This is a genomic window from Mesorhizobium sp. M0029 (genome assembly GCF_040323735.1).
Taxonomy (GTDB): domain Bacteria; phylum Pseudomonadota; class Alphaproteobacteria; order Rhizobiales; family Rhizobiaceae; genus Mesorhizobium.
The window spans coordinates 30127-53776 of the sequence record NZ_JAMYVF010000014.1 but is presented as its reverse complement, the minus strand read 5'-3'; the positions used below and the strand labels follow the sequence as shown (position 1 = coordinate 53776).

The 23650-nt window shown below is 57.2% G+C and carries 22 protein-coding genes; 13 read left to right on the top strand and 9 right to left on the bottom strand.

What is annotated here, in order from left to right; genetic code table 11:
- Window positions 1–154: 154 nt before the first annotated feature.
- From NKJ76_RS22000 to NKJ76_RS21990, 3 genes are all read right to left on the bottom strand, one after another.
- Complete coding sequence (locus NKJ76_RS22000) at window positions 155–1240, bottom strand: ImmA/IrrE family metallo-endopeptidase (protein WP_352538347.1); 1086 nt, start codon at window positions 1238–1240, stop codon at window positions 155–157.
- Between the two features lies 1 nt (window position 1241).
- Complete coding sequence (locus NKJ76_RS21995; RefSeq protein ID WP_084566807.1) at window positions 1242–1895, bottom strand: hypothetical protein; 654 nt, start codon at window positions 1893–1895, stop codon at window positions 1242–1244.
- 963 nt (window positions 1896–2858) lie between these two features.
- Entirely contained in the window at window positions 2859–4754 is a 1896-nt protein-coding gene (locus NKJ76_RS21990; protein WP_023689368.1) for an SIR2 family protein, read from the bottom strand.
- A gap of 594 nt (window positions 4755–5348) precedes the next feature.
- Between NKJ76_RS21990 and yhhA the strand changes: the two genes are divergently transcribed.
- Genes yhhA through NKJ76_RS21970 form a run of 4 tightly spaced genes read left to right on the top strand, consistent with a single transcriptional unit; the run spans window position 5349 to window position 9142 of the window.
- Window positions 5349–5543: a YhhA family cyclophane-containing RiPP gene (gene yhhA, locus NKJ76_RS21985; RefSeq protein ID WP_352538346.1), complete on the top strand. Its 195-nt coding sequence runs from the start codon at window positions 5349–5351 to the stop codon at window positions 5541–5543.
- Window positions 5540–7681 carry a cyclophane-forming radical SAM/SPASM peptide maturase YhhB gene (gene yhhB / locus NKJ76_RS21980; RefSeq protein WP_031202935.1) on the top strand — a complete coding sequence of 714 codons (2142 nt, stop codon included), beginning with the start codon at window positions 5540–5542 and terminating at the stop codon, window positions 7679–7681. Before yhhA ends, yhhB begins: the two co-directional genes overlap by 4 nt.
- 8 nt (window positions 7682–7689) lie before the next feature.
- A complete protein-coding gene (locus NKJ76_RS21975; protein ID WP_031202937.1) occupies window positions 7690–8682 on the top strand; it encodes a hypothetical protein in 993 nt (330 codons plus the stop codon).
- Window positions 8672–9142: a GNAT family N-acetyltransferase gene (locus NKJ76_RS21970; RefSeq protein WP_084566806.1), complete on the top strand. Its 471-nt coding sequence runs from the start codon at window positions 8672–8674 to the stop codon at window positions 9140–9142. Before NKJ76_RS21975 ends, NKJ76_RS21970 begins: the two co-directional genes overlap by 11 nt.
- 179 nt (window positions 9143–9321) lie before the next feature.
- Here the strand turns inward: NKJ76_RS21970 and NKJ76_RS21965 are convergent, their stop codons facing one another.
- The gene (locus NKJ76_RS21965; protein WP_156933880.1) at window positions 9322–9495 is read right to left on the bottom strand and encodes a hypothetical protein; all 174 of its coding nucleotides are present in this window, start codon (window positions 9493–9495) and stop codon (window positions 9322–9324) included.
- A 175-nt stretch (window positions 9496–9670) separates the two neighbouring features.
- On the opposite strand from NKJ76_RS21965, the gene NKJ76_RS21960 reads away from it, so the two are divergent.
- Entirely contained in the window at window positions 9671–10765 is a 1095-nt protein-coding gene (locus NKJ76_RS21960; protein WP_023729041.1) for a glycosyltransferase family 2 protein, read from the top strand.
- Between the two features lie 467 nt (window positions 10766–11232).
- Here the strand turns inward: NKJ76_RS21960 and NKJ76_RS21955 are convergent, their stop codons facing one another.
- Window positions 11233–12270 (bottom strand): IS110 family RNA-guided transposase, encoded by a 1038-nt coding sequence (locus tag NKJ76_RS21955; RefSeq protein WP_023689374.1) that lies wholly within the window; start codon window positions 12268–12270, stop codon window positions 11233–11235.
- Between the two features lie 439 nt (window positions 12271–12709).
- Between NKJ76_RS21955 and NKJ76_RS21950 the strand changes: the two genes are divergently transcribed.
- Genes NKJ76_RS21950 through NKJ76_RS21940 form a run of 3 tightly spaced genes read left to right on the top strand, consistent with a single transcriptional unit; the run spans window position 12710 to window position 14701 of the window.
- Window positions 12710–13732, top strand: coding sequence for a hypothetical protein (locus NKJ76_RS21950; protein ID WP_352538345.1), 1023 nt, complete (start codon window positions 12710–12712; stop codon window positions 13730–13732).
- A complete protein-coding gene (locus NKJ76_RS21945; RefSeq protein WP_023689376.1) occupies window positions 13729–14337 on the top strand; it encodes a GTP pyrophosphokinase in 609 nt (202 codons plus the stop codon). Before NKJ76_RS21950 ends, NKJ76_RS21945 begins: the two co-directional genes overlap by 4 nt.
- A 34-nt stretch (window positions 14338–14371) precedes the next feature.
- On the top strand, window positions 14372–14701 hold the full coding sequence (locus NKJ76_RS21940) for a hypothetical protein (protein WP_156933879.1): 330 nt from the start codon (window positions 14372–14374) through the stop codon (window positions 14699–14701).
- A gap of 81 nt (window positions 14702–14782) precedes the next feature.
- Here NKJ76_RS21940 and NKJ76_RS21935 read toward each other — a convergent pair whose 3' ends face one another.
- Window positions 14783–15556: a hypothetical protein gene (locus NKJ76_RS21935; protein WP_352538344.1), complete on the bottom strand. Its 774-nt coding sequence runs from the start codon at window positions 15554–15556 to the stop codon at window positions 14783–14785.
- Between the two features lie 516 nt (window positions 15557–16072).
- On the opposite strand from NKJ76_RS21935, the gene NKJ76_RS21930 reads away from it, so the two are divergent.
- Complete coding sequence (locus tag NKJ76_RS21930) at window positions 16073–16219, top strand: DUF7673 family protein (RefSeq protein ID WP_023740436.1); 147 nt, start codon at window positions 16073–16075, stop codon at window positions 16217–16219.
- 35 nt (window positions 16220–16254) lie between these two features.
- Here the strand turns inward: NKJ76_RS21930 and NKJ76_RS21925 are convergent, their stop codons facing one another.
- Entirely contained in the window at window positions 16255–16680 is a 426-nt protein-coding gene (locus tag NKJ76_RS21925) for a hypothetical protein (RefSeq protein ID WP_023689379.1), read from the bottom strand.
- Between NKJ76_RS21925 and NKJ76_RS21920 the strand changes: the two genes are divergently transcribed.
- Window positions 16580–16966 carry a ThiF family adenylyltransferase gene (locus NKJ76_RS21920; protein ID WP_245262711.1) on the top strand — a complete coding sequence of 129 codons (387 nt, stop codon included), beginning with the start codon at window positions 16580–16582 and terminating at the stop codon, window positions 16964–16966. The two genes, NKJ76_RS21925 and NKJ76_RS21920, sit on opposite strands and share 101 nt — an antisense overlap.
- Window positions 16967–16982: 16 nt before the next feature.
- Window positions 16983–17696 carry a hypothetical protein gene (locus tag NKJ76_RS21915; RefSeq protein ID WP_352538343.1) on the top strand — a complete coding sequence of 238 codons (714 nt, stop codon included), beginning with the start codon at window positions 16983–16985 and terminating at the stop codon, window positions 17694–17696.
- 201 nt (window positions 17697–17897) lie between these two features.
- Here NKJ76_RS21915 and NKJ76_RS21910 read toward each other — a convergent pair whose 3' ends face one another.
- Window positions 17898–19313: a mannose-1-phosphate guanylyltransferase/mannose-6-phosphate isomerase gene (locus NKJ76_RS21910; protein ID WP_023689381.1), complete on the bottom strand. Its 1416-nt coding sequence runs from the start codon at window positions 19311–19313 to the stop codon at window positions 17898–17900.
- Window positions 19314–19552: 239 nt separating this feature from the next.
- Window positions 19553–20539, bottom strand: a complete 987-nt coding sequence (locus NKJ76_RS21905; RefSeq protein ID WP_023711832.1) for a nodulation protein NodZ — start codon at window positions 20537–20539, stop codon at window positions 19553–19555.
- A 972-nt stretch (window positions 20540–21511) separates the two neighbouring features.
- Here NKJ76_RS21905 and gmd point away from each other — a divergent pair.
- Window positions 21512–22582: a GDP-mannose 4,6-dehydratase gene (gmd, locus tag NKJ76_RS21900; protein WP_023692482.1), complete on the top strand. Its 1071-nt coding sequence runs from the start codon at window positions 21512–21514 to the stop codon at window positions 22580–22582.
- Entirely contained in the window at window positions 22582–23526 is a 945-nt protein-coding gene (gene fcl, locus NKJ76_RS21895) for a GDP-L-fucose synthase (protein WP_023689384.1), read from the top strand. Before gmd ends, fcl begins: the two co-directional genes overlap by 1 nt.
- Window positions 23527–23650: the final 124 nt, after the last annotated feature.

Below are 23650 nucleotides of genomic sequence, written 5' to 3'. Positions count from 1 at the left end.
ATCCGACCTCAATGTCGAACGTCTGGGGACAAATTTCGCCATACTCAAAGCCGTTCGAACTGCGGCTGGAAGTTAACTTCCATCGCGCCGGGCGCGTACGATTTGCGTTCCGCACAGTAGATGGTGCACCAAAATAATCGTGGTCCACCTTGGATTACTTCACCAGCCTTAGCTGGCCACGAGGAGGCGTAATTGGTTCTCTCCGCGGGGCCGACGGCACACCAACGGTCACGAGACCAAACAACAGTTTCGCTAGCTCCGCCTCAGGCAACGAAAGAAGCTGGGACAACCCGACTAATCCCAACTGTTCATCCCGGCGAACCTCGCTTAGCACCTTCTGCCAGATCTGGGATTGCTCGCGTCGAATTGGCGAAGGCTCTGCAGTCCGCCAGCCCCGCCTAGAGATCTCGACGAAAATCTGCTGGTAATTCCATTTGGTAAGGAGGCCGATCTCGTGCAGTCGGTAAGCCATAGCAGCAACCGATACTGACCACTCTTGCTTCAATTGCACGACTTTTGGAAGCCCGGAAACTCGCCCCACAGCCCGGAGCGGCGCCTCTGGCATCAAGAAGGCTGCGGCAAACTCATTAGCCTGCTTCTCAGCCTCCAGGCCATTTGGCGAAGCATGCTTGTGCAACACGAGGTGCCCGAGCTCATGCGCCGCGTCGAATCGGCTTCGTTCTGCCGATTTTTGGGTGTTTAAAAACACATAAGGCCGCGCCCCCCGCCACAGCGAGTACGCATCGACCTCTTTGCCATCTTCCCCAAGGGAGAAGACTCTAACACCTTTCAGCTCTAGCAAATGAACCGTGTTCTTAATGGGTCTGTTGCCCAAGCCCCAATAGTCTCGCAGCCCGGCTGCCGCAGTCTGAGGTAACTCTTCTCGCATGTCCGGTAGGTCAGCGTCCGGCAGGTCAAACTCTCCGTCCAGCCAGTCCGAAAGAAGGAAGGCTACAGCGCCAGCGGCGATCGCACCGTCTCGCTGCCGAGCCGTCATCTTGCTCATAGAGCGAAAGCTCACACCTTCCACCAGTGGAATGTCCAGGTCGTCAGCCATGAAGAATTCGAGAGGGAAGCCGAGTACCCGCGCGAATTTCCGAGCTACGTCATCGCTAGGCAGGTATTCCCCAGCCTCATAACCGGTCACAGTACGAGGTTCGATACCAACTCTGGACGCAAGTTCTCGCATCGTCAGCCCGGCGCGCTGACGAGCTACTTTCAGCCGCGATTTGTTGAACATTCTATGCGGCCTTGCGCTTCACCGGCACGTCGATATCGGGCGTGTTATCTATCTTCTGCGGCACGCCGCCGTCCACACCAGGTATGGGGATGAAAATGCGTTCAGCCCAATCTGTCACCATTTGGTCGTCGAAGTCTGACGGCAAGGACAGCTCGGCCCGGCATTGTTCATCATCAATGTTTATTAGCAGCATATAAGTCTTGTAGTTAAGGACCGTCACAGCCCGGAGCAGATCAGCTTTCACTGTATCGGGAAAGAGATCGCCCTCCACACTGTTCTTCAAGACGGCCGCCTCCGTAAAGAGACCCTTGAGTGACTTTGTTCTTGGTATGCCAGGCCATCTGCAAGTGAGGTGGTCGGCACTTGCTACGACAATGTTGATCTTACTCGAATCGTTGATCACCAACGAGTAGTTGCTCGGATCGTCCTTGCGCCAACCAAGCGGCACCAACTCATCTCGCAGAGTGCGCACTACCATTCTCCAGGCTTCGGTACCGGGTATGAACGGCGGGTCATTGTCAGTGCAATTCAACCGGGCCAAGTGCCCAGCCTGTACAGCCTTGATCAAGGCCTCAACAGAGATGCCCAGTTCCATTAGACGGCGGCGAGCGTCAAAAGGATGCTGGTAGAGTGAGGCGCTTGCTACAGTGCTCATTGACCGATCCAACTTCATTTTTTTCACCTTCTAGCAGGTAAAGAAAATGAAGTCCAGTGGGGCGGCAGTGTTTTAAAAGCAGTCCCGATGCCGATGGAGAAACGGCGCCGCGGGCTTTCCGCGAGCGACCGACGGCTTTCGAACATGAGAGCTCGCCGGCTGCCGTAAGTGCAGGGTGCCTAGGACTGAAGGAGAAATGGGAAGCGCGTCATCCGATCACGCTTGTAGAAGCTTTCGCCTTTCTCGACGTGTGTGAGCGAGTTCCTATTTCGGAAACAGGCCCGCGCGCCCTGCGGCCGCTTGCCGGTGAAATGCGTTACATGGGGTTGCCCCTCCAACAGCGCTGGAACATCGACATTTTCCAGAGTGATCAACTAAAGGTTGGCCAGCATTTCCGAGAACGCCTTGAATGCGCGATCCTTCAAGGGTGTGCTTGCGATCGCACTATCGCTCGTAACGCGCCTGTCCCACGTCGCTATGACCTCAGCCTTGAATTTGCCAGGACGAAGCAATAGGTCACGCAACTCTGTGCTTGGCCCGCGAGGCGCGACGAACGAGCATCTTCGAGGAGGAGGTGAATGCGCCGGAAGATGATCTTGCCAGCGTCCTCACACGCCGTGGGCGTCGAAAGCGGGACTTCATAGTGTTTTGCATTGGTAATTGTCCCACACGCCTTGGCAGCCGGCGGGATGAGCACAACCGATGACATCGCGTCCCTGGTCACCCGATCGACCAAGTCGCTTGACGGACGTATAGCCGCTCAGACCTTTCTGCCATTCCGAGATGAAAATCTCCCATTCGGTGGCATCATAAGCGCGCACGAGCTTCACAATAGGCGCTAGATTCGCGTCTTCCTCCGCCACCCACTGTTTCTAGCGGCCTCTTTCCAACCCTAAAGCCTATTCCGCGCCAGATTGAACAGTTCGCCATGGTGTGGGCACCGTCGCGAACTGACTGACGCGGTTATTTTTCAAGCTCGGCGCGGATGCGACGCAATTCTCCTTCGATCAGAACCGCGGCATCGGCGTCTTTGAGAACTAAGTAGAGTTTCTCCGCCTCTTCGTAAGCCCACATGGCAGCCTGAAGTGCCTCGCCTTCATCTATATCCCGAAGGCCACCGAGATAAAGTCTGGCAGATTCCTGATATAGATCTGCGGCACGACGGTAACTGTCCTTCGCCTCGTCCGGCGCGTCGTGTTGGATCAATTCGGCCAACCCACGGAAAGCCACGGCCAGATTCCTCACGACACCCGCGGACCAGGATTCAGGAGCGACTGCCCGCTGCGAAACGTCCTCCAGGATATCTATCGCTCTGTGATAATCGGCCTCCGACTTGCTTTGCCGGGCACGCATGCACAGCAGGATCCCCAGCCTCTCTTCGGCCGCCAATTTTTGACGCGATTGTGAGCCTCCGGTCAAAACCGTGAGCGCTCTGTCCAGAATTTCGATAGCGGCGGTGAGGTCATTAACCGCTGCACCTTCGTCTCCCTGCTCAGCAACCGACTCCGCAAACCCCAAGGCAGATTCAATCCAGTCCGATCGCGAAAGTGTTGGATTAATCTCCTCTGTCGCAGCGCGGAATGTTTCCATGGCCCGGCGGAAGGCTTCTTTCGACTGGACCCCATTTTGATTCCCAGGAGCTTCTGCAAGATCAAAGAGGGTCTGTGCCAAGATTGTACGTGCCTTGCCGTCATCGGCCCCGCCAGCTTCGAAGAATGCCGCCCAAGCCTTCACACTCGCTGCCAACAGGTCAGATGCCTTTGCGGTGCTGCCTAAGCGGCCAAGACTGATCGCACGTAATCTGGCAGCATCGGGGTCGCTCGATGCCATAGCTTCCGTCACACCTAGTACAACGCTGCTATCCCGTCCGCCGAGGCTGTCAATCGTTGCCTGTTCGAGGATCATGTCCTCAGCGCTTGGAGCTGACGCGCTACGCAGACGCCCGATCCCAAGGCCGAAGTCGCGTTTGAGACGTGCAATGACCGGATCTGTCGGATCAGCGATAAGTTTTTTTCGGCTGTCGAGCACAGCTAGCGGGTCGGTCATCCAACCAGGCGCGCCAAATCCAAGACCTCGGACCAGCTGTGCAAAGAACTTGTCAGCGTCCTGATTCAGAATCGCGAACTTGTTTCGGCCTGCCAACATTTTCCTCACGCGGGGATTCAACGCTTCAATTGAATCCTCAAACAGGACCCAAAACACCATCAGATTGGGTATCGCTGCGCAGGCTCGTTCGAGGAGGGTGACAACACCGCCCTCCTCGCTGCCTGAATAACCAACCACAACCAATAGCTCAGCGTCTTTCAGGCCAAACATTGTTCCCTGCATGGACAGGTCGTCTTGAGTAGCGAACGTATCCCCCACGCTATTTCTAAGCTCATAGGTATACATCGATCCGTGCAGATGGACGACTTGGGGATGGTCTGGGAGTGAGGCAACACGGCTCAGTGCCGACAGACCATCAGCCACCACAGGTATCATCCCCGCCAAGATGATACCCTGGAGTACGAGCTGATCAAAGTTGGTGGTCAGGACCGTGTGCGCATAGTGGCAACGCACCAGCTCACCAAGGCAAATGTGAGCCCAATTCACCTTGCCATCACTGCGATCGATCGCTGCCTTGATGATTGCACGCTGTTTGTTATCTGATCGAAAAAATTGCTCGAACAGATAGCCGTATAGCCGTCCCCAATTGGGGTCTCCCACATCAAAGTTGGGTAACAGCCTAGCTATATCCGTAAGATATTCTCGCTCATCGAGCCAAATCAGAGCGCGTGACGGGTCCAGCGTCTCCGTTTCAGGCGCACTCTGAAGTTTCGCCAACTCGCGCGTCAGATCCTTCGCTATTTCGCTGGCCATGGGTATGCCCGCAGATCGCGAACATCCGGCGCCTATCAAAAAGACCGCTCCCGTGCAGCGCTGTCCGTCTCCCCACTCGCATCCTGATTTTGCGATCTTGAGCTGAATACTCAGCTCTCTGACGCTGACGGGAACGGGGCCGTCGAGTGGTGCAGACACCGAATCCATCCTTGGTATCACCTAGGTTGACCGCCAATATTGAATACACTTGAGTTGTACAAAAAATTTCGACGATGTCTCTAATGCATTGGAAAAAACTTAAGCGGACCAGCTAAGATCGCAGCATGTGAAGCAAGGTTTATCTTTTACGAGGTTATCGCCGGATATGTATGTCGATAGCCAAAAAGAAACTAGCGATGATTTTTTGACACAATTTACAGGACAATCCCAACGAAAGCGCTCGCCTAGGACGCTATCGGTCATCCTGCCCCGCTAGATCGCCAACATTATTGGATTTTTTATTGAGAGGGTCGATTTCAATACATTTCTTGGCTCGCGGATTCGAACCAATGGGCCCCAGAAGCCAAATTGAAATCTAGTAGCGTATGTGCTTTCGCATGCTATAATCGGGTGGTCAAAAATCTGGAGCTACAAATGCCAAATCCAAATCAGCAACAGGCGTCCACCCCTTCAGCCGTGCCGAATCGTGACGTACGTACGGCGCTTTTGAAGGGCCGTCTGGCCAACCCCGCCCTGCAACGACTGCAGGGGCGCGTCTTGTCCCAGGCTGAACCAAGCGACGTCATCACAAGCTATGACAGGATGCATCATCGCCATAGCCGGTCATGACAGTTAGCGAGGCGCCACCCCGGATTACCTCGTTCCTGGTTAAGGTCGCCTCGCGCTGCAACCTCGACTGCGACTATTGCTACGTATACCACCATGCGGATCAGTCTTGGCGCTCGATGCCGAAGCTGCTTTCGGCTGGCGATCGTAGCGCTTTTGTAGAAAGGCTTGCGACTTACTTGGCTGAAGAATCGATCAAGCGCTGCACGGTCATCTTCCACGGCGGCGAGCCTTTGCTAGCCGGCGTCGAGACAATCGTAGCCTTCGCGGGCCAGATCCGTGCCGCGACCCCATCTGCGGTCGATATCGGGCTGCAGACAAACGGCCTCTTATTGACCGAAGCGGCACTTGAAGCGTTTGAGGCCGCCGATATCAGCATTTCGCTCAGCCTAGATGGGCCGAAATACGCCAACGACAAGCATCGGAATTCAAAGAGGGGCCGTTCAAGTTTCGAGCGGGTCCAAGATGCGCTGGTGCGTCTCAAAAGCCATCCCAAGATCTTTGCAGGCGTCATCGCCGTCGTTGATCCAACAACGCCCGCGGACGACCTGCTTGCGTTTTTCGCCTCGCATGCGGTTCCCAAGCTGGATTTTCTGTTGCCGGATGCACACCATTTGCGTCAGCCGGTTGGCCGCAGCGAACGACCTGATTTGTATGAAGCCTGGCTTTGCCATGCCTTTGATGTCTGGCTTGATCGCTACCCGCACCTGTCCGTGCGAACGTTCGAGGCGCTGCTTGACGCGGTCGCGGGTCTGCCGTCCACCACCGACGCTTTTGGCCTTGGCGACGTAAGCCTCATCGGCATCGAGACCGATGGCAGTTACCACGACCTGGATGTGTTGAAGGTTACGAAGGACGGTGCGACGAAAATCGGCGGGACCGTTGCTGACACTGAGATTTCATCAATTGCTTCATCCGATCACTTGGCCGTGCACAGACAGTTGCTCAGCAAGCCGGGTCTCAGCGTGACTTGTCAAGAATGTGCGATCGTCGACATTTGCGGTGGCGGCTCGCTACCTCACCGCTACGGCGCGAACGGCTTCGACAACCCAACCGTCTATTGCGGGGAAATGACCGCACTTGTCGCCCATATCAAGGGGCGACTCCAAGGTCTGTTGGAGGGCGGAGCGCGACCGGTCGAGACGCTACCGGACACCTTCCGGTTTGAACACTACGAAGCGGCCGAGCTTGGCGGTGCGGAGATGGAACTCCTGTGCGAAGCAGCGCGCAATGCTCTGAGAAGTGAGTTTCTGGAAGCCGCCAGCTTTTTGCCTGCCGAAGAATTTCAAAAGGTCGCCGATCTCGGCGAAACCGAGCCGGAGCGAATGGCCGAGCTTTGCCAGCAGCCAGGAGCGGTTGCCTGGCAAAGGACGCTTGCCTCGCAGAATTTGGGGCGGCTGGTGCATACGGTCGACGGACAACCGTTGTCGGCCGACCCGGCTTACCTTGACGACTTGCTAGGCCGGTCCGAAGGCGACATGACGTCCTTGGCCGTCGCCAGCGAGGATTTTTGGCTGCGCAAACCGTTCGGCGATGCCATCTATTTCGAATCAGAGGCTTTTGCTACGCAGGCACGGTCGGTCGTCGAGGAGGCGTTGCGGATTATCGAAACGTGGCGCCCAGCTTTGGCAAACGAGATACGCATGGCCTGTCGCGCCGTGCAATTCGTTCGCGACCCGTTGGCCCACCCTGAGAAGATCGTGTCTTTCAGTGACAACACCGTACCTGGGGCGCTTTATGTGTCTGTATGGCAAGGCGAGCGGTTGATTGATCCCTATGATCTGGCCGATTCCTTGATTCACGAGCATCGCCACCAGAAGCTATACCTGCTCGAACGCATCTCGCCCACAGTCGAACCGACCGACATGCGCGTGGTTTCTCCCTGGCGGGAAGATTTGCGGCCACCTTCCGGACTGCTGCATGCAGTCTTTGTGTTTGTGGAACTGCGCCGATTTTGGCAGTTCGTGCGGCACAATGGGCCGTCGCGCCTGCACAATCGCGCGGTCAACCAGATCAGGGACACCGACGAGCACCTTGCAGAGGCCTTTGCGACGCTTTTGAGCTGCCCGCTTACCAAGACAGGCCGCTCTTTGACCGAAGTCCTCAAGAAAGCCTCGGAGTCGGTGCTAGAAGCGGCGTGAGAACATTGATGCTCCCGGTCGATCGCCTGCCGGCATCCAAGTCCAGGCGACACGCGGTTCTTCGCGACTATTTCTGTGACAAGGATGCAGATGCCATTCTGGGAGCGGCAGGATGGCATTTGAACCTATCCTGGCCGGATGGTCTCGAAAGGCATGTCGATCCACGGCTGCAAGAGGGGTTGGCATGGTGGAATGGCAACGTCACCCTACCGACGATGGCCCTGGCCCGCACCCGTAAGCGACACGTGCTGAGCGTTTTATATGATTCCTGGACCCTTCAAAGCTGGAGTGAATGGGTGGATGCCGCCGGCGTCCGTGCAGACGAGCATGTGCTAATCCTACACGTAGACGACCACCGGGATCTGGCGAGTCCTCGCCTATTCGAGGAAAACGGGAGGTGGAAAGACGCCATCACCGGGGAGTTTTGCGATCTTGGCAATCCCGCGTCTGTGCGCGCGGCCATAGAAAGCGGAGCCATCGGGATGGGTAGTTTTCTAACGCCTTTTCTACACGGTTTTCCGAAGGCTGAGGTACGCCAGCTGTGTCAACCGCCAAAGGTCACCAAGACCCAAGATTTCGCAATTGGACTGACCAGACAGGCTGACGATTTGCTGGATCCAAGCCAATTCCGGCCCGCAGTACATTTGACGCCAACTTCAAGGCAGACCGGCCCTGGGCTGTATCGTTCGACCCCCGACATCGATGATTGGCTCGAAGACCTACCAGCCCAGCCAACGGTCCTTCATATCGATATGGATTTCTTTAACAATCGCTATGACGGGGATACAGATTGGAAGAGCCGTGAGAAGCCCTTCGATCCAGCTTTGGACCATATCTTGGGAAAGATTGACGACATGACCGCCGCCCTTAACTGGTCCGGTCTTGGCTCGCAGCTTGTCGATATCGTGGTCGCCTATTCACCAGGGTTTTTCCCGGCCGAATATTGGCAAGAGGCCACAGCTCGAATTGTGCCGGCGTTGGAGCGGATCTATGAGCGCTAAGCCTTCCCCAACAGCAGCGCCTCGCCGCAGCCCTAAGCACCCAACGCCGAAACCCAAAGCCGTGCGGGCAAAACCGAGCCTCGAGTTTGTTCAACCTGATCTTGTCGTCCTCACGCCCACCAAAGGGACAGCTGAACGTGGCGGCGGGCCCGGCGGTGAGGCCTGGAAAATTGAAACTAATGGCAGACGGGCAGGCGTTGTCTTCATCAATGTCATCGATGAGCCTCCGGTGGGCCGCCACGCGTCTATTCAGATCTATCTCAATAAACCAAGTCAGGGTCGGCGGATCGGTAGAGTTGCTTACCGCAAGGCATGCGAGGCGAGCCGATACGACGTGATCTATGCCCACATGCGCAAGTCAAATCTTGCCTCGCGACGGGCAGCGGAGGAAGCTGGGTTCAAAGAAGACGCGCGACCGGGGGCGACGCAGCTTCTTATGGTCTGGCGACGCGCGGCGTGATGATGCGACCAAACTGGCTAAAGCCGTCATCAATGGTGGATCTGTACCAAGTGACGCTGAATGTGCGACCCGCGTTTCGGACCGAAGTGCAGGGCGAGGTCCGCGATGCTGAGATCGGACGATGGGCGAGGCTCAAAGGGCTCTATTTTTGCCGCGATCGGGATAATTTTGTCGTCTTCTCAAAACGTTCTGTGCTCGTTCGGCGGCTTCTCGCCATCGACCAGACCGTCGGTGATCACACGGTCTGGCTGGGACAGTGGCTTGGCTATCCGCGATGCTGTGCCCGCATAGCGCGGCGTGTCGGTGAAATGCACCTGGACGATTGGTCGGAGCAAATCTCTATGCGGCGTCACGTGGGGAATTTCTCGTTGACATCGGTCTCACATTACACAGCAGGCCGCGCCCTCATCAGCCATGTCCCTTGTTCCGCGCATTGTCGGGCGTCGCTCCACATGGCAACGCAGGTGCTAAAGCGATCGCACCGGTTCCAACAGCGCTTGGCCAACGTTCTCTCTTCACGAGGCTTCCGTGTACACAGCCGTCGTTGTTCCCTGCCTGAATGAAGCGGCCTCGCTTCTTGAGACCTGCATTTCGCTCGGTTTCAGCAGGGGTGCCACTCCTCCCGATACAGTGTTGATCCTGGTCGACAACGGCTCGACTGACGGCACTCTTGATGTGATGGATCACATCAAGAATGCCAATGTGGGAACAGTGCTGTTGGGGCAGACGCTCGAGCGCGGCTACGTGCCGCCGCGTCACCTGGGAGTGTCGATGGCGGAGACCTTCGCCGCTGAACTTAGTATTCCCAACAATGAGTTCTTGATCCTTCAAGCCGACGCCGACACCATCTATGGTGGGGGTTTCATCGCCTCTATGACGGCTTCCGCACTATCGGCGCCGCAAGATCTGATCGAAGGCATCGCTCGAACGACAAAAAGTTTTCTTGCAGAATATCCCGGCTATCACGCTTGCTGCGCATGCGCCGACGAAGCGGTATCGTGCATTTTTGTGCCTGAAGCCGACGAAGTTATCATCGACGACAAAGTCGCCGGATATCGCCTGTCCGAGTATTTGAAATGGGGAGGACACCGCCGAGAGTTTGATGCTAGAGGCGACGAGATACACGCGGAAACGTCGCGGCTTTTTATTCGCGCGAAAATGGTTGGGGCCAGGCGCACACGCGCTCCAGAAGCGGTGGCCTATCCATCACGACGCAAGACCGAGGCTAACCCGCTGGGGACATTCGCCACTGCAGGATTTCCGCGGGAAAGCCGCTGGTGGCACCGTTGGACCAGTTTGCATCCCAACCACCACTCACTGCGGGAATTCGACAGGTCCGATGCTTTGGAAGCGTTCGCCAATGCCGTGTTTGTCCGACAGGTTCACACGCTGATCCTGTTCGCTTTAGTTCCCACTCATGTTCGGTTGGCGCTTGATGGCCGAACAATCAAATCCTTAACGGGGTCGCCCCTCGTTCCCCTGCTGGAGAGAGTCGCCGTTGCGCCCGAGTCTCTGAGGACGACTCCTGGGCAACTGCTGGAGGGATATTTCGACCTGGCTGAACGCCAACCAGGGCTCTTCGCCGATTGCATAGAAAAGGCCCGCGACTACTCCCTGCCTTAATCGCCGTCGGCATTCCGAATATGACGCCTATCTACGTCAGCCACCCGATCCGCTCGGTCCGCAGTCCTGCCAAACAATAAGCGCTGGGAAGGGAATAGGCGCCGCTCGGGTGCATAGTTCGCCAGTGTTTCGCTTCTGGCGCAGCCGCGACCCCAGCGATCGCGGGATTGTCTTCTGTGGATGGCTCCCGCGATGCAAGAGGTAATTCGACATTATGGCGCGTTGGTCGGGTGCAGTCTTCTGTCCGGCCTGTTGATGCAGCCATTCGAGACTGCTGGCCCTGATGGGGTCGGCGAACTGGGTCCCAATCTGCTTATCAGGCTATGATGCCTCGGACATTCGACGGGTTGTCCCTGTTCCCGGCCTGACCGGTCTCGCCATCACATCGCGTCGCTCTCACAACCTCATGGAGCCGATCGATCGGCTCGAACTGTTCTCTGCCCTTAAAATTTCATCCTCTTCGAACCTTACGCCGCAAGGCTCGCGGCATGGCGAGCTTGATAGGTTTCGCCGCGCGCCATGATCGCCCACACCACGCGGGCCATCTTGTTTGCCATGGCTAGGCTTGCCACGCGCGCTGGCTTCCTGGCGAGCAACGCGAGGAGGCGCGGATCCGCTGTCTCCGGTTTGTATCTCGCCCGACGAATCAACGATGTAGCGCCGACCACCAGGAGCTTTCTCAGATACCGGTCGCCCATCTTGGTGATGCGGCCGAGCCGATCCTTGCCGCCGCTCGAGTTTTGCGAAGGTGTCAGCCCAAGCCAGGCGGCGAACTCTCGACCCGAGCGGAACTGACCCGGATCGGCAACCGAGGCCGCCAACGCTGTAGCCCCTACCGGACCGATACCGGGGATCGTCGACAAGCGTCGTGCGACGTCGTCGGTTCGTTGGAGGGCACTGATCGAACGGTCGATCGCCTGGAGACGAACATGGGTGTCGAGCACCTGCCCGCACAGGAGACCGAGAACCTGCGTTGCCATTGCCGGCACTTCCGGCGTCGCTTCCTTCGCGGCGATCTGGTGCGCCAGCCTGAGCGCCCGCTCCAAACCTTGGGGAATGTCGATGCCGAACTCAGCCAACAAGCCGCGGATCATGTTCACGAGTTGCGTGCGCTGCTTGACCAGAAGATTGCGTGTGCGGTGAAGCGACAGGGCCGCCTGTTGCTCGGCCGACTTCATCGCCACGAAGCGCATGGTCGGGCGTGTCACCGCTTCGCAGATCGCTTCCGCGTCCACCGCATCATTCTTGCCGCGCTTCACATAAGGCTTCACGTAGCTCGGCGGCATCAAGCGGACCTCATGGCCGAGCTCCGTCAGTTCTCGAGCCCAGTGATGTGACGTCCCGCAGGCCTCGATCCCGATCAGGCAGCGCGGTAGCTTGACGAAGAACGGCAGAACTTGCGATCGGCGCAGTGCCTTGCGCACAACAACATCTCCAGACGCGTCGACGGCGTGAACTTGAAAAATGCGCTTGGCCAGATCGAGGCCCACGGTGGTAATCTGCATGGCGGATGGCTCCTTTGCTCGGGTTGCCTGACAGCAAACCCACTGTGGCACTCAGATGCCGGGAGCGGGAGCCATCCACCTCATCTGCTTTGGGCAACCGCAAAACTGAACTCTGCGACCGACATTGAGGCGCATTGCCGCCCGCAGCGTTTGGGACGGTAGCGAACCGGCAGATGTCGTTATCGCTCATCAGCGATAGCCGGCCTTCTGTCCCGTATAGCGAAGGCTGAGAATGGCCCGATGAGAGATTCCCGTTGACGGAGATCGCATCGTGGCGAGGTCAGTTTCCTTTCGGCAGCGCATTCTAGCGCCTGCCGTTTGACAATCTTCAAGCGAATGCTTGAGATACATTTCGTGCTAGAAGCTTCTACGTGGCGGAGCAAGCCGCAGCGAAGGGGCGATTTTTCGATTTTTCTGCACTTACTTCAGGGGGAATAGCGTGCCCATTCAAAGCATTTATACATACCTTGTCTATCCTGGCAAAGGTGCCGACGAGATCGACGCTATCAATGGCTCTGTTGTTCCACTACAGGGTAAGCTCTTCGACCTGTTGGAAGAGGTATATCTGCGCTCAGACAACGAGTATACAATCGACATTGCGTTCAGCCTGGGAGCAGACGGCACCCAGAGGAACCCATGCCGAGCGCTTCTGATCAATCACCTCACCAACGGGACGATCGACACCGGCCGTCTATTGGCCGAGCGGCTGGCGCAGCACACCACCAAACGGTCAGGCCTGGGACTGCTGTTTCTCGTAGCGGGTCAGGACGGCCAAAACCGTAAGATCGTGGTGTCGCGCTTCCCAGCTCACAGTGCAGTGTTGGCGGAGACAGAAGCGGCAACCCTGACACTCGCCTTTCTTGAGCGCGTCTTTATGAGAAACGCTTACTCATACAAAGCGGTCGTCTACCAGCATACTTCGCTGACCAATGGCTTCTGGACGGGCCGCGCCATCGACAAACAGATCGAGAGTCGAGAGCGTGAGGTCTCTCAATACTGGATCAACGATTTCCTCGATTCCGCCCTTCGCACGACCCCTACCCGCGGAACGCGCCGGCTTGCGCTCGCGCTCAAAGCAGCGGTCAGCAAAGCCAAGGACGTAACCGTCAAAAGTGAGATCGCGTCGGCGGTCACTCTCGGCCCAGGTATGCAGGGACAGACCACGAGCGTGAACGGCTTTCTTGACCACTTCCACTTCTCTGAGCCCACCCGCAACGCAATCCTCGCCGAGATAAAGGATCCGACAATCCAGGCTGAGAATTTCGTTTTCGACGCTCCTGTCTTCACTGAGCAGGTGCCGTACCGCACCGTGGAGCTGAGCTCCGGAGCGGTGCTTACCGCGCCGTCGGCCGACTTTGATGAGGTCTTCACGAAGGAGCCGGTCCACGCTGAAGTTGACGGAGAATACAAGTACTCCACTATAGGTTCTGTCGTGACCGAGAAGATAGCGAGGTCAAAATGACGGACCTTCGAACTGACTATACGAACCGGTACACCAAAGCGCTGACACCGGTAGCGACAGCGTTGATCGGCAATCTGACCGAAATCATTGCGGGCACCCCTCGCGTTGACCGCGTGACCGCACGTCCAAAGTCAATCGATCGCTTCATGAGCAAGGCGGAGAAGGCGGACGGTGATAAGCTGAAATACGATGATCCGCTCAACCAGATTCAAGATCAGATCGGCGCGAGGATAGTTGCCTTCTATTCGAGCGACGTTCCGGTGATCGAAGAGGTCATCCTTCGGGAGTTTCGACCAATCGAATCGAAACACGTCGTTCCTCAGCACCAATGGGAGTTTGGATACTTTGGTAGGCACCACATCCTCCTAATGCCGAGCGACCTGTATGGCGCTGCTGAGGACAAGGCACTCGTCCCGGATGTCTTTGAGTTGCAGATCAAGACCCTTTTTCAGCACGCATGGTCCGAAGCAGAGCACGATCTCGGCTATAAGCCAGGAGAGCAACCGCTTAACCCTGAGGATGAACGCTTGCTTGCCTTCACATCCGCCCAGGCATGGGGTGCCGATCGCATTTTTGACGACCTATTTAAAAAGCGGTCTTGCTAGTGGCGCACGCGACTCACGCGGGAAGTACGTTGGGGTGAAAATTCTCCCGTTGCTAAGTTCGAGAGAGGCGACGAGCAAAAAGCTGCTCAAACACATACGTGCCGCAGCCAAAATATGCGGCCATGCTAATTATGAACTTACGGCAGGTTTCGAGATCAGCGGATTCGATCCGGAGCGGCTTAGATTGGGCGCTTTGCGGTCCGTCAGGAATGTCGCGCACGCCCTGCGCCTGGCACCACTCGAGGAACTGGCCGACATCCCTGCTGTAAGCGCGGCGGGTGTTCGGATTGCGGATATGCGCGGTGAAGAATTACAGAAACCGCCAGCGGGCGCGCTCGCCGGCGGCGTCGACCACGGGAACTGATGGAGCAGAAGAGCAGAAAACCCGACGAGCTGGTTCATGGCTTACCCCACGCGTCAAATCGTCGAAGCAGGAGGGCGGCGGTCAAGAGCACGACGTGTAGCCGAAATGTGCTGTCGTCGGGTTCCGAAAGCCCCGGATGCGACCCCGCCGGAGCCAGCCGCTTGAAAAGGCCATTGAGGAACCCTCGGCCGTCATTGTCCATTCGTTAAGCGGTATGCTCAGAAAACCTGCGGCTGCGAGCTTGGTCCGTCGTGGCTGGCCGCTAGCGAGTCCCGCTGCAGATGAATCGATCTTCTCCGACATCCCGTCGAGCACCGAATCGAGAAAATTGCGAAGCTGCCCATTGGCGCTGGCCCATTGGCCTCGCGCGTGAGCGTCGAGCGCCTGGTCTAGATGTCCCTGCGCGGTAGTGAAACCATGTCGGTCGAGCAGCACCGTCATCTCGGACTGAACCTGTGGCATGCCTATATCCTCTGGCAACGTGCGGCACAGCTTGCCTGCCACAACTGCGTAGTCGTCCTGCGCTAAGGCATGCTTGAGCGGCACATACACCGGGTGAAGAGTGACAGGCTCAGACCAAGGGTATTCCGGCTCCTCGGACGGCATGTGCTGGACAGCCAGTTCAACCAAAACATTTTCCAGCAGACCACCGTCAACCGGCTGCTCGGGGTTCGCATCCACAAACGCCTTGAGGTCATTCATGCGTTTTTTGACGCTGAAGCCGTCGCTACGAAGATGCCGATATATGTCCGGTCCGAATTCGATGAACAGTGCGCTGGTTTCGGCCTGGCTCGAAACCGATTCCAGAACGTCGATCGCCGCAAGGACGGTTCGACGAGAAAAAAGCACCCCCATTGGCGGCTCCCACAAGCTTATGATAAAAATAGGTTCTCATAAGCTAGTGGCATCGACCACCGAAAATGTGGCGGGCTCGGGGCACCTTCTATCGCCGGCGCATCGCAGTTCGTCGAGAAGTGGAAGCGCGCGAAGGCGTGCGTCATCCTTAATTGGGGTGGCGGCATTCTCTATCCGGCGGGCGAAGGACCTCCCGGCGTTCGTGCGGCCCCTTTCTCAACGGTGAGAGTTTGCCCTAGCAGCTTGACCCACGAGGAGTTTCTGCGCGCGTTATGCTGGGAGGATGCAGCGAGCAGCCTCCGAGGAACGATCGCCATGCCAATGCCAATCAGGGCTGCGTGGGGAACATATGGTCGATCCATCGCGCGCGCAGGCGGCCACGACCTCAAGCGCCATGCTGGGCGTGTGTGTCTCGGAATTGCCATGAGACAGCCAGCGCCACTCCTGTCGCACCCGCGAGGAGTGTGGTGATCGACTTGTTTGCGTTGCGCCCGCCGGATTTTCAGGAGGGACAAATTGACTGAAGGCGGCACGGTCAGTATCACCAACGTGATTGAGGCGCTGGAACGCCTTGTCGCCATTGCACACAGTGACACCGTACGGGCGCGCCGAGTGGCCGATTTCCTCGTCGCGTGCTGGAATGCGTACGCATTCGCAGACTAAGATTTCACGCACCTGTCAAAGCATCGCGGATGACATTATGTCTGCAATCGATCAAGGACGTTTCTGCGGCGCGTCCACAAAGGAAATAGGCCTGGGCTATCAGCGCGACCAGCACCAAATCTAAGCTTACCATTCTGGAGACCGTCTATCCGCCGATTTCCAATCAGGAGGTGGTATGGCTTCAGAACGAGTCGGAAGCCGTCGAGCAATTTCGCCAGAGCGACTTTTATATGATCGCGGGGCGAGCCGAGGCGACCTACCAACAACTGGAACTCGACGAGGACCGACAGATCCTGAGCTTCAATTTCGCGATCGGCGACAGCTTCGCCGATCGCGCCATTCTCAACCTCCGCGAATTGCCTGGCGTATGGAGCCGGCGCCGCAAGCTGCTTTGCCGCCGCCAACGTCTTTCGAACCGTCTTTGCTTCCCAGCTGACCGGCGCGGAGCTGGACGAGAACATCGACCTCTGTTTATATACCTACAACAAGAGCAACGCCGGCGATTCCATCCCCTTAGACTTCCCTGTCGACCTCGGTGAAACGCACCTCGTTGGGCTCGGCGCGATGGGCCATAGCTCGCTCTGGGCGCTGGCGAGGCAATCCGGTCTGTCCGGGCGCCTGCATGTAGTTGATCACGAAGCTATCGAACTCTCAAACCTGCAGCGCTACGTGTTGGCAGGTCAGGCGGAGGTCGGCCTCTCTAAGGCGGCCCCTAGCAACCCACGCCCTTCGGTCCACCGCCCTTGAGGTCGAGGCGCACCCTATGAAGTGGGCAGAATATGTTGCGCGCCGGGGCGACCGGGTATTCGACCGAGTGGGTGTGGCGCTTGACACCGCCGCCGACCGTCTAGCTGTCCAAGGTGCTCTGCCCAGATGGATCGCGAACGCCTGGACTCAGGAGCAAGATCTAGGCATCTCGCGGCATGGTTTCGATGACGGCCAGGCTTGCCTTTGCTGCATGTACATGCCGACCGGGAAATCCAAGGACGAACACCAATTGGTCGCGGAGGAACTCGGAATGCCGGAAGCACACGAGGAGGTAAAAACGCTCCTGCAGACCAATACCGGAGTCCCCAATGAGTTCGTAGCTCGGGTGGCTACGGCGATGGCCCGTTTGAGCCGCTCGCCGCGTTTGTTGGCCAGCCCCTCCGTTCCTTTTATCAGCAGGTTATCTGCGGCGGCCTGGTGTTCCAGCTTAGCGATGGAAGTCGTCTCCTTCGAACCGTGGTTCCGATGGCCTTTCAATCAGCGATTGCCGGGATCATGCTTGCCGCAGACCTGGTCTAGTGCGGGTTTTCCGATGAGTCCGACGACCAGCACTCGCGTGAATCTACTGCGCCCCCTTGGTTCTTACCTCCATGATCCGAAAGCCAAAGATTCCAGCGGCCGCTGCATCTGCAGCGATGAGGATTTCATTGCCGCCTACAGGCTGAAATACGGCTGTGCCGTTGGACAGCTGAGCAACGGGTCCGCCTAAGAAATATCTGAAGTCTTCGTTCCCGCGGACGGCGAGCTGTCAAGCGCTCACCGATGTTTTCGACCACGATCGAGTGCCTGATGAGAGTGCGGGGCGGATACTATGACACGCTCGGCCCGCTGCTTGCCAATGTCAGGCCCAGAACCCACGACAGAGATCCTTGAGCGACGGCTCGCCGTTTAACGTTTTTTGTACTGTTATCTACGTTCGACCATATTCGTCGTCGAAGCGAACGATATCATCCTCGGCGAGATAATCGCCGCTCTGCACTTCAATGATAACCAGGTCAATTCTGCCTGGGTTCTCGAGCCGATGCTTATGGCCGCAGGGGATGTAAGTAGATTCGTTTGTCCCCAGGAACAACTCCTGCTCGCCATTGACGATTTTGGCGGAGCCGCTGACCACGACCCAGTGCTCCGAACGATGATAGTGCATCTGCAGGCTCAACTGGCGACCGGGCTTTACCTCGATGCGTTTGATCTTGAAGCGCTCGCCTTCCTCCAGAACCGTATAGGTACCCCAGGGCCGGTGTACCGTGCTATGGACCAGATGAGCTTCATGTCCCGAAGCCTTGAGGCCCTCGAAGAGCTTCTTAACGTCCTGAACGCGGTCGCGGGATGTGACAAGCAAAGCGTCCGGGGAATCCACGATCACCAGATCGCTTACGCCCACCGTGCCGATGACGCGCTTGTCGGAGCTCACATAGGTGCCGGTCGTGTCGACCATATGCACATCGCCGCGTATCCTGTTCCCGCTTTCGTCGGGGGCGATCAAATCGGCCATTGCGTTCCAGGATCCGATGTCGTTCCAATCCATGTCGCAGGGAACCACGGCAAGTCTGTTAGTCTTCTCCATGATAGCGTGGTCGAGCGAGATTCGCGGCGCGGAACCGAAATGCTCAGGCGCGAGTTCGATTTTGGCAAAGCCTTGGCATTGACTGGCGCGGCCGTTCTCGTAGCTGTCGGCGACGGCCTGGAGCACCTCGGGACAATGCAAAACCATCTCGTCGAGCATGGTTTGCGCACTGAAGCAGAAGATGCCGGCGTTCCAGAAGAAGCATTCGGACGCGACATAGGCTTTGGCTGTCTCCAGATCCGGTTTTTCGACGAAACGGACGACGTTCTCACCATCTGCTTCGATGTAGCCGAATGCTGTGTCCGGTCTGGTTGGGGTGATGCCCAATGTGGCGATCCGCCCGAGCTTCGCATGTTTCATGGCTAGGCCCATGACGTCTAGAAACGCAGGCAGGTTGCCAATCAGGTGATCGGCCGGGAAGACGCACAGGATCGCGTCAGGGCCTTGCGTTGCCCTCGCATGGATCGCGGCTGCAGCCACGGCGGCGGCCGTATCCCGGCCTTCGGGCTCGAGCAGAAAGGTGCGTGGCAGGACCACGGAATCCAGTTCGTCAAATTCGTCCTTGGTCAGGAAGAGGTGGTCCCCGGATGTCACAGCGACGAGTTCCACGACACCTTCTATCGAAGCGGCGCGCAGCACAGTGTGCTGAATGAGAGAATATCCATCCGCCATTTTGAGGAAAGGTTTGGGGTGCGATTGCCTTGAGGCGGGCCATAGCCGCGATCCGGCTCCGCCGCTGATGATCACGGGAATGACTTTCATAACCAACCTCAATTTCGTCTCTGGAGTGATCGCCCGCGTTCTTTCGACGTCAGCGTCACGGTCGCCGTCGCTCTGGCTTGTCTGCGGCCCCCGCGTAACAGCGAAGTTCTGGCACGTTGCAGGCGGCGTCAGATGACGACGGTATCGGTAATGTACGACGCCTCCACTGGCGTCGGTGAGAAATGCGCATTCAACTATGCCTGTTGGTTGCGTCTGCCGAATTGCGCAGGTGGCGGGTCTTAACTGAGATCAGAGACTTGGCTGCCTTCTATCAAAGTCAAACGACTTGGCTCTTTCAGATCGAATTCAATTACCCGTGGTGCGAAAAGGCGTGCATATCGTGTAAAGGCGCTCGTCGGGGGAAACCGAATTACGGTATCGCAGCGCCCGAGAAGATACATCTCAACGAGGGCGGAAATTCCGCCGTCAATCCCGAGTGCTGCAGTGTGTAAAGGGCCACCTTGATTGGATCCGAAGTGCTTCGGGACAGTGAGCAGATCGGGAAACCTGGCCGACAGAAGATCCAGTATCCGCGCGCTGTCCGTGCATAAGAACAGCCGCACAGGCCTGGGGTGCGGTAACGCCTTAGCCTTGTCAATTGCAGCGCACACTTGCCGAACGGCGAGCTCCGGATCGGCCCAGTAGGGCGCATGCTCCATGATGTCTTCACCGTTACCGTGCCGAACATGAATCCCGATGATGCTGTGCCCCTCAAAACATTCCTGATAAATGGCATCTATGCGGGCTTGAATTTCTGGCCGAGGCTGGACACTCTGGAACACCTGCCGCTCTGCATCCTCATCGCACCGCCACATCAGACAAGCGTCACACACTACTGTGTTCGCTTCGACATCGTGTTCGGCCTGAAAGAGCTCGCCCAACTCATCGCGCTCTTGGAAAATCTGCTCATCTGGCCGGTAAAGGCACTCGATCGCCGGCCTGTTCCACCACTCCGGGAAGAATGGACCAGGGAAGGAAACGTCGTTGATCCGGTCGTCGGAAATAGCCGGCACGCCAGCGATGTCATTGATCGGCTGGAAGAACACCGGAAACGCATTTGTGAAGGGTTGGTCGAGGTAGCAGGCCCCCCGCCAGTCGATGACTAGAGTTCGTCCCGACCGCTGCGCGTAGCGCCAAGCGGCCGCCAATGACCACAGACAATCACCGAACCCCGTACGCCTCCGAGAGACGACGAACCGGCGCTTTTCCAATCCACTAACATGCATTTTCGGAAATCTCGTTCAGAGAGGAGGTTGCCCGGTTTGGTATCCTTAGTCGACACGTAGACTCTGACGCCGGGCGCTTGGCAGAGGCCGGGCCATAGGGCAGAAGAGCTCACTCAGCACTGCCCACTAATCCCGTGACGCTCGCACAGCTTGAAGCCGATGCCCTCGCTTCCGGTTCAGCCTTCTCTACTGGGCTTCCGCGGCATATGTAAAATCTATTGAGTGGATGCCGGCCATCCATGTGTTGGATGCCATGATGAAGGGCTCGGCTGACGCGGGCCCGGCCAATAGAGCCGAAACAGCCGGGAAACGCTGCGACACTGCCTGCCGAAGCAAATCATTCCGTCGACGCCGTACGCCAAGGTGCAAGGCTGCATACAGCAACCGGTACCGGGCGAGATGAGGTCGACGGCTCGACGCGCCTGGAACCAGCTGATCGACAGAATCTGCAGTCTGCTCCCAAAGTTCTGCACGACCTGTGCCGGATGCTGTGGTGAGGGCTCGCGGCCACGAACTTTGTCCTCGCCCCGAACGGAAGCTCGGGACCTACGACTCCGGGCCGGCGATGCGCCCCGGCTGCTCGGTCAGACCATCCATTCTGTGGATGCACTTTATCCAAACAATCGATTTCACTGATCCAAACAATTCCCATTAGAAGACGCTGAAGCAAGAAAGAAGGGCGTCCTCACTCGCTGATAGATGAGCAAATCAGCTGCAAGGTGCTCGGAGTACAGTCGCTCGCGGCGTGAGCTGATCGGCACTCTAACCGCATGTACGAATCCCAGTTAGCGGCGCAACTCTATTTTGCTGTGACTCCAAGCAAGAGCAGGTGTGCTCGGCTGGCAGACTGTCAATGACGAGCTTCGCGCCGCATCTGTCGAAGTGCTCCATAGGGCACGGGGCGGGCCGCACATTGTGTCGGCGTGGCGAGCCGGAGCCGAAACTTTAAACTTTAGATAGAGCAGGAATAGAATGGGCGATAGCAGAAAAGTTGCTCTTATTACGGGCATAACTGGACAGGATGGTGCCTATCTTGCCCGTCTTCTTCTCAAAAAAGGCTACATCGTTCATGGGATTAAGCGACGTTCCTCTTCCTTCAACACGGGTCGTATCGAAGACCTCTACCAAGACCCGCACGAATCCGATCCGCGCCTGATCTTGCATTACGGTGACCTCACTGATTCGACTAACCTCATCCGCGTGGTTCAGGAATCTCAGCCAGACGAAATTTACAACTTGGCTGCTCAGAGCCATGTGCAGGTGTCGTTCGAAACACCTGAATACACAGCAAACGCGGACGGTATCGGTACATTGCGACTTCTTGAGGCGATTCGCCTCCTCGGTCTGACGGACAAGACCCGCTTCTATCAAGCCTCGACTTCGGAGCTATACGGCCTCGTGCAGTCCGTACCGCAGAACGAAACGACGCCCTTTTATCCGCGCAGCCCTTACGCCGCCGCCAAGCTCTACGCCTACTGGATGGTCGTCAATTATCGCGAGGGCTATGGTATGCACGCTTCCAACGGCATTCTTTTTAATCACGAAAGCCCCCTTCGTGGCGAAACTTTTGTGACGCGCAAGATCAGCCGCGCTGCCGCTGCTATCTATCTGGGCAAGCAGGACAAGCTTTATCTCGGCAATCTCGATGCTCAACGCGATTGGGGCCATGCGCGTGAGTACGTGCGAGGTATGTGGATGATGATACAGCAGGATCAACCGGATGATTACGTGCTGGCTACGGGCAAAACGACTCCTGTCCGCCAATTCGTCGAGTGGGCTTTCGAAGATATCGGCGTCGAGATCGAATGGCGTGGCAAGGGTGTCGGCGAAAAGGGCTATGATGTAGCGAGCGGCAGATGCCTAGTCCAAGTGGACCCACGCTACTTCCGCCCCACGGAAGTCGATCTTCTCCTGGGTGACGCTACCAAGGCGAAGGAGAAGCTCGGCTGGGTGCATGAGACATCCGTGCGCGAGCTTGCTGCGGAAATGGTGCGCGAAGACCTGAAGGTCATGCAGACATCTGTAGTCATGAAGGAAGCGTAATGTATGATCTGAACGGAAAAACCGTGTGGGTCGCTGGCCACAAAGGTATGGTGGGCAGCGCTGTTGTACGCCGACTCGCGTCTGAAGACTGCAAAGTTGTGGCCGCCCCTCGGGGAGAGCTAGACCTCAAGCGACAGACCGAGGTTGAAAACTTCGTGGCAGTGATGAAACCGGACGCTATCATTATGGCGGCGGCAAAGGTAGGTGGTATTCTCGCGAACGCCACCTATCCGGTCGACTTTCTTTACGACAATCTGATGATCGAGGCCAATATCTTCGCGGCAGCCCACGAAAACAATGTCGACCGCGTCCTCTTCCTCGGCTCGTCTTGCATCTATCCGAAGATGGCACCACAGCCCATTCCTGAAAGCGCGCTTTTGACCGGGCCACTAGAGCGCACCAACGAATGCTACGCCGTCGCCAAGATCACCGGCATCAAAATGGCTCAAGCCTATCGCCAGCAATACGGCCGCGACTACATCTCCGCTATGCCGACGAATCTCTACGGGCCAGGCGACAATTATGACTTGCAGTCAAGCCACGTCATCCCAGCGCTGATCCGGAAAGCGCATGAAGCTAAGCTCATAAGTGATAAGCAAATCACCATCTGGGGCACGGGCACACCACGTCGGGAATTCATGCACGTCGACGACTGCGCCGACGCATTAGTCTTCCTTCTGAAGAACTACTCTGACCATGATCACGTCAATCTCGGCTGCGGACAGGACATCACGATCCTAGAGCTGACTAGAATGATCTGCCGTGTAGTCGGATTTACTGGGGAGATCGCGCATGATCACTCTAGACCTGACGGTACACCGCGAAAGCTGATGAGCGTCGACAAGCTGCGCACTTTGGGATGGGCGGCAAAGATCACTCTCATGGAAGGCATCGAGAGTGTCTATCATGCATTTCTAAACGGGAGCTACACCGAACGGCGGTAGATAAGAGGATTTGCTGCGTCTCAGGCCTGTACGCGCTTTCGGGACCCAGAGCTAATGTAGACTGAGACAATCACTCGATGGCGATAGCGCTCATGTGAGCCAGCCGCGAGGAGCCCCGCCGGAC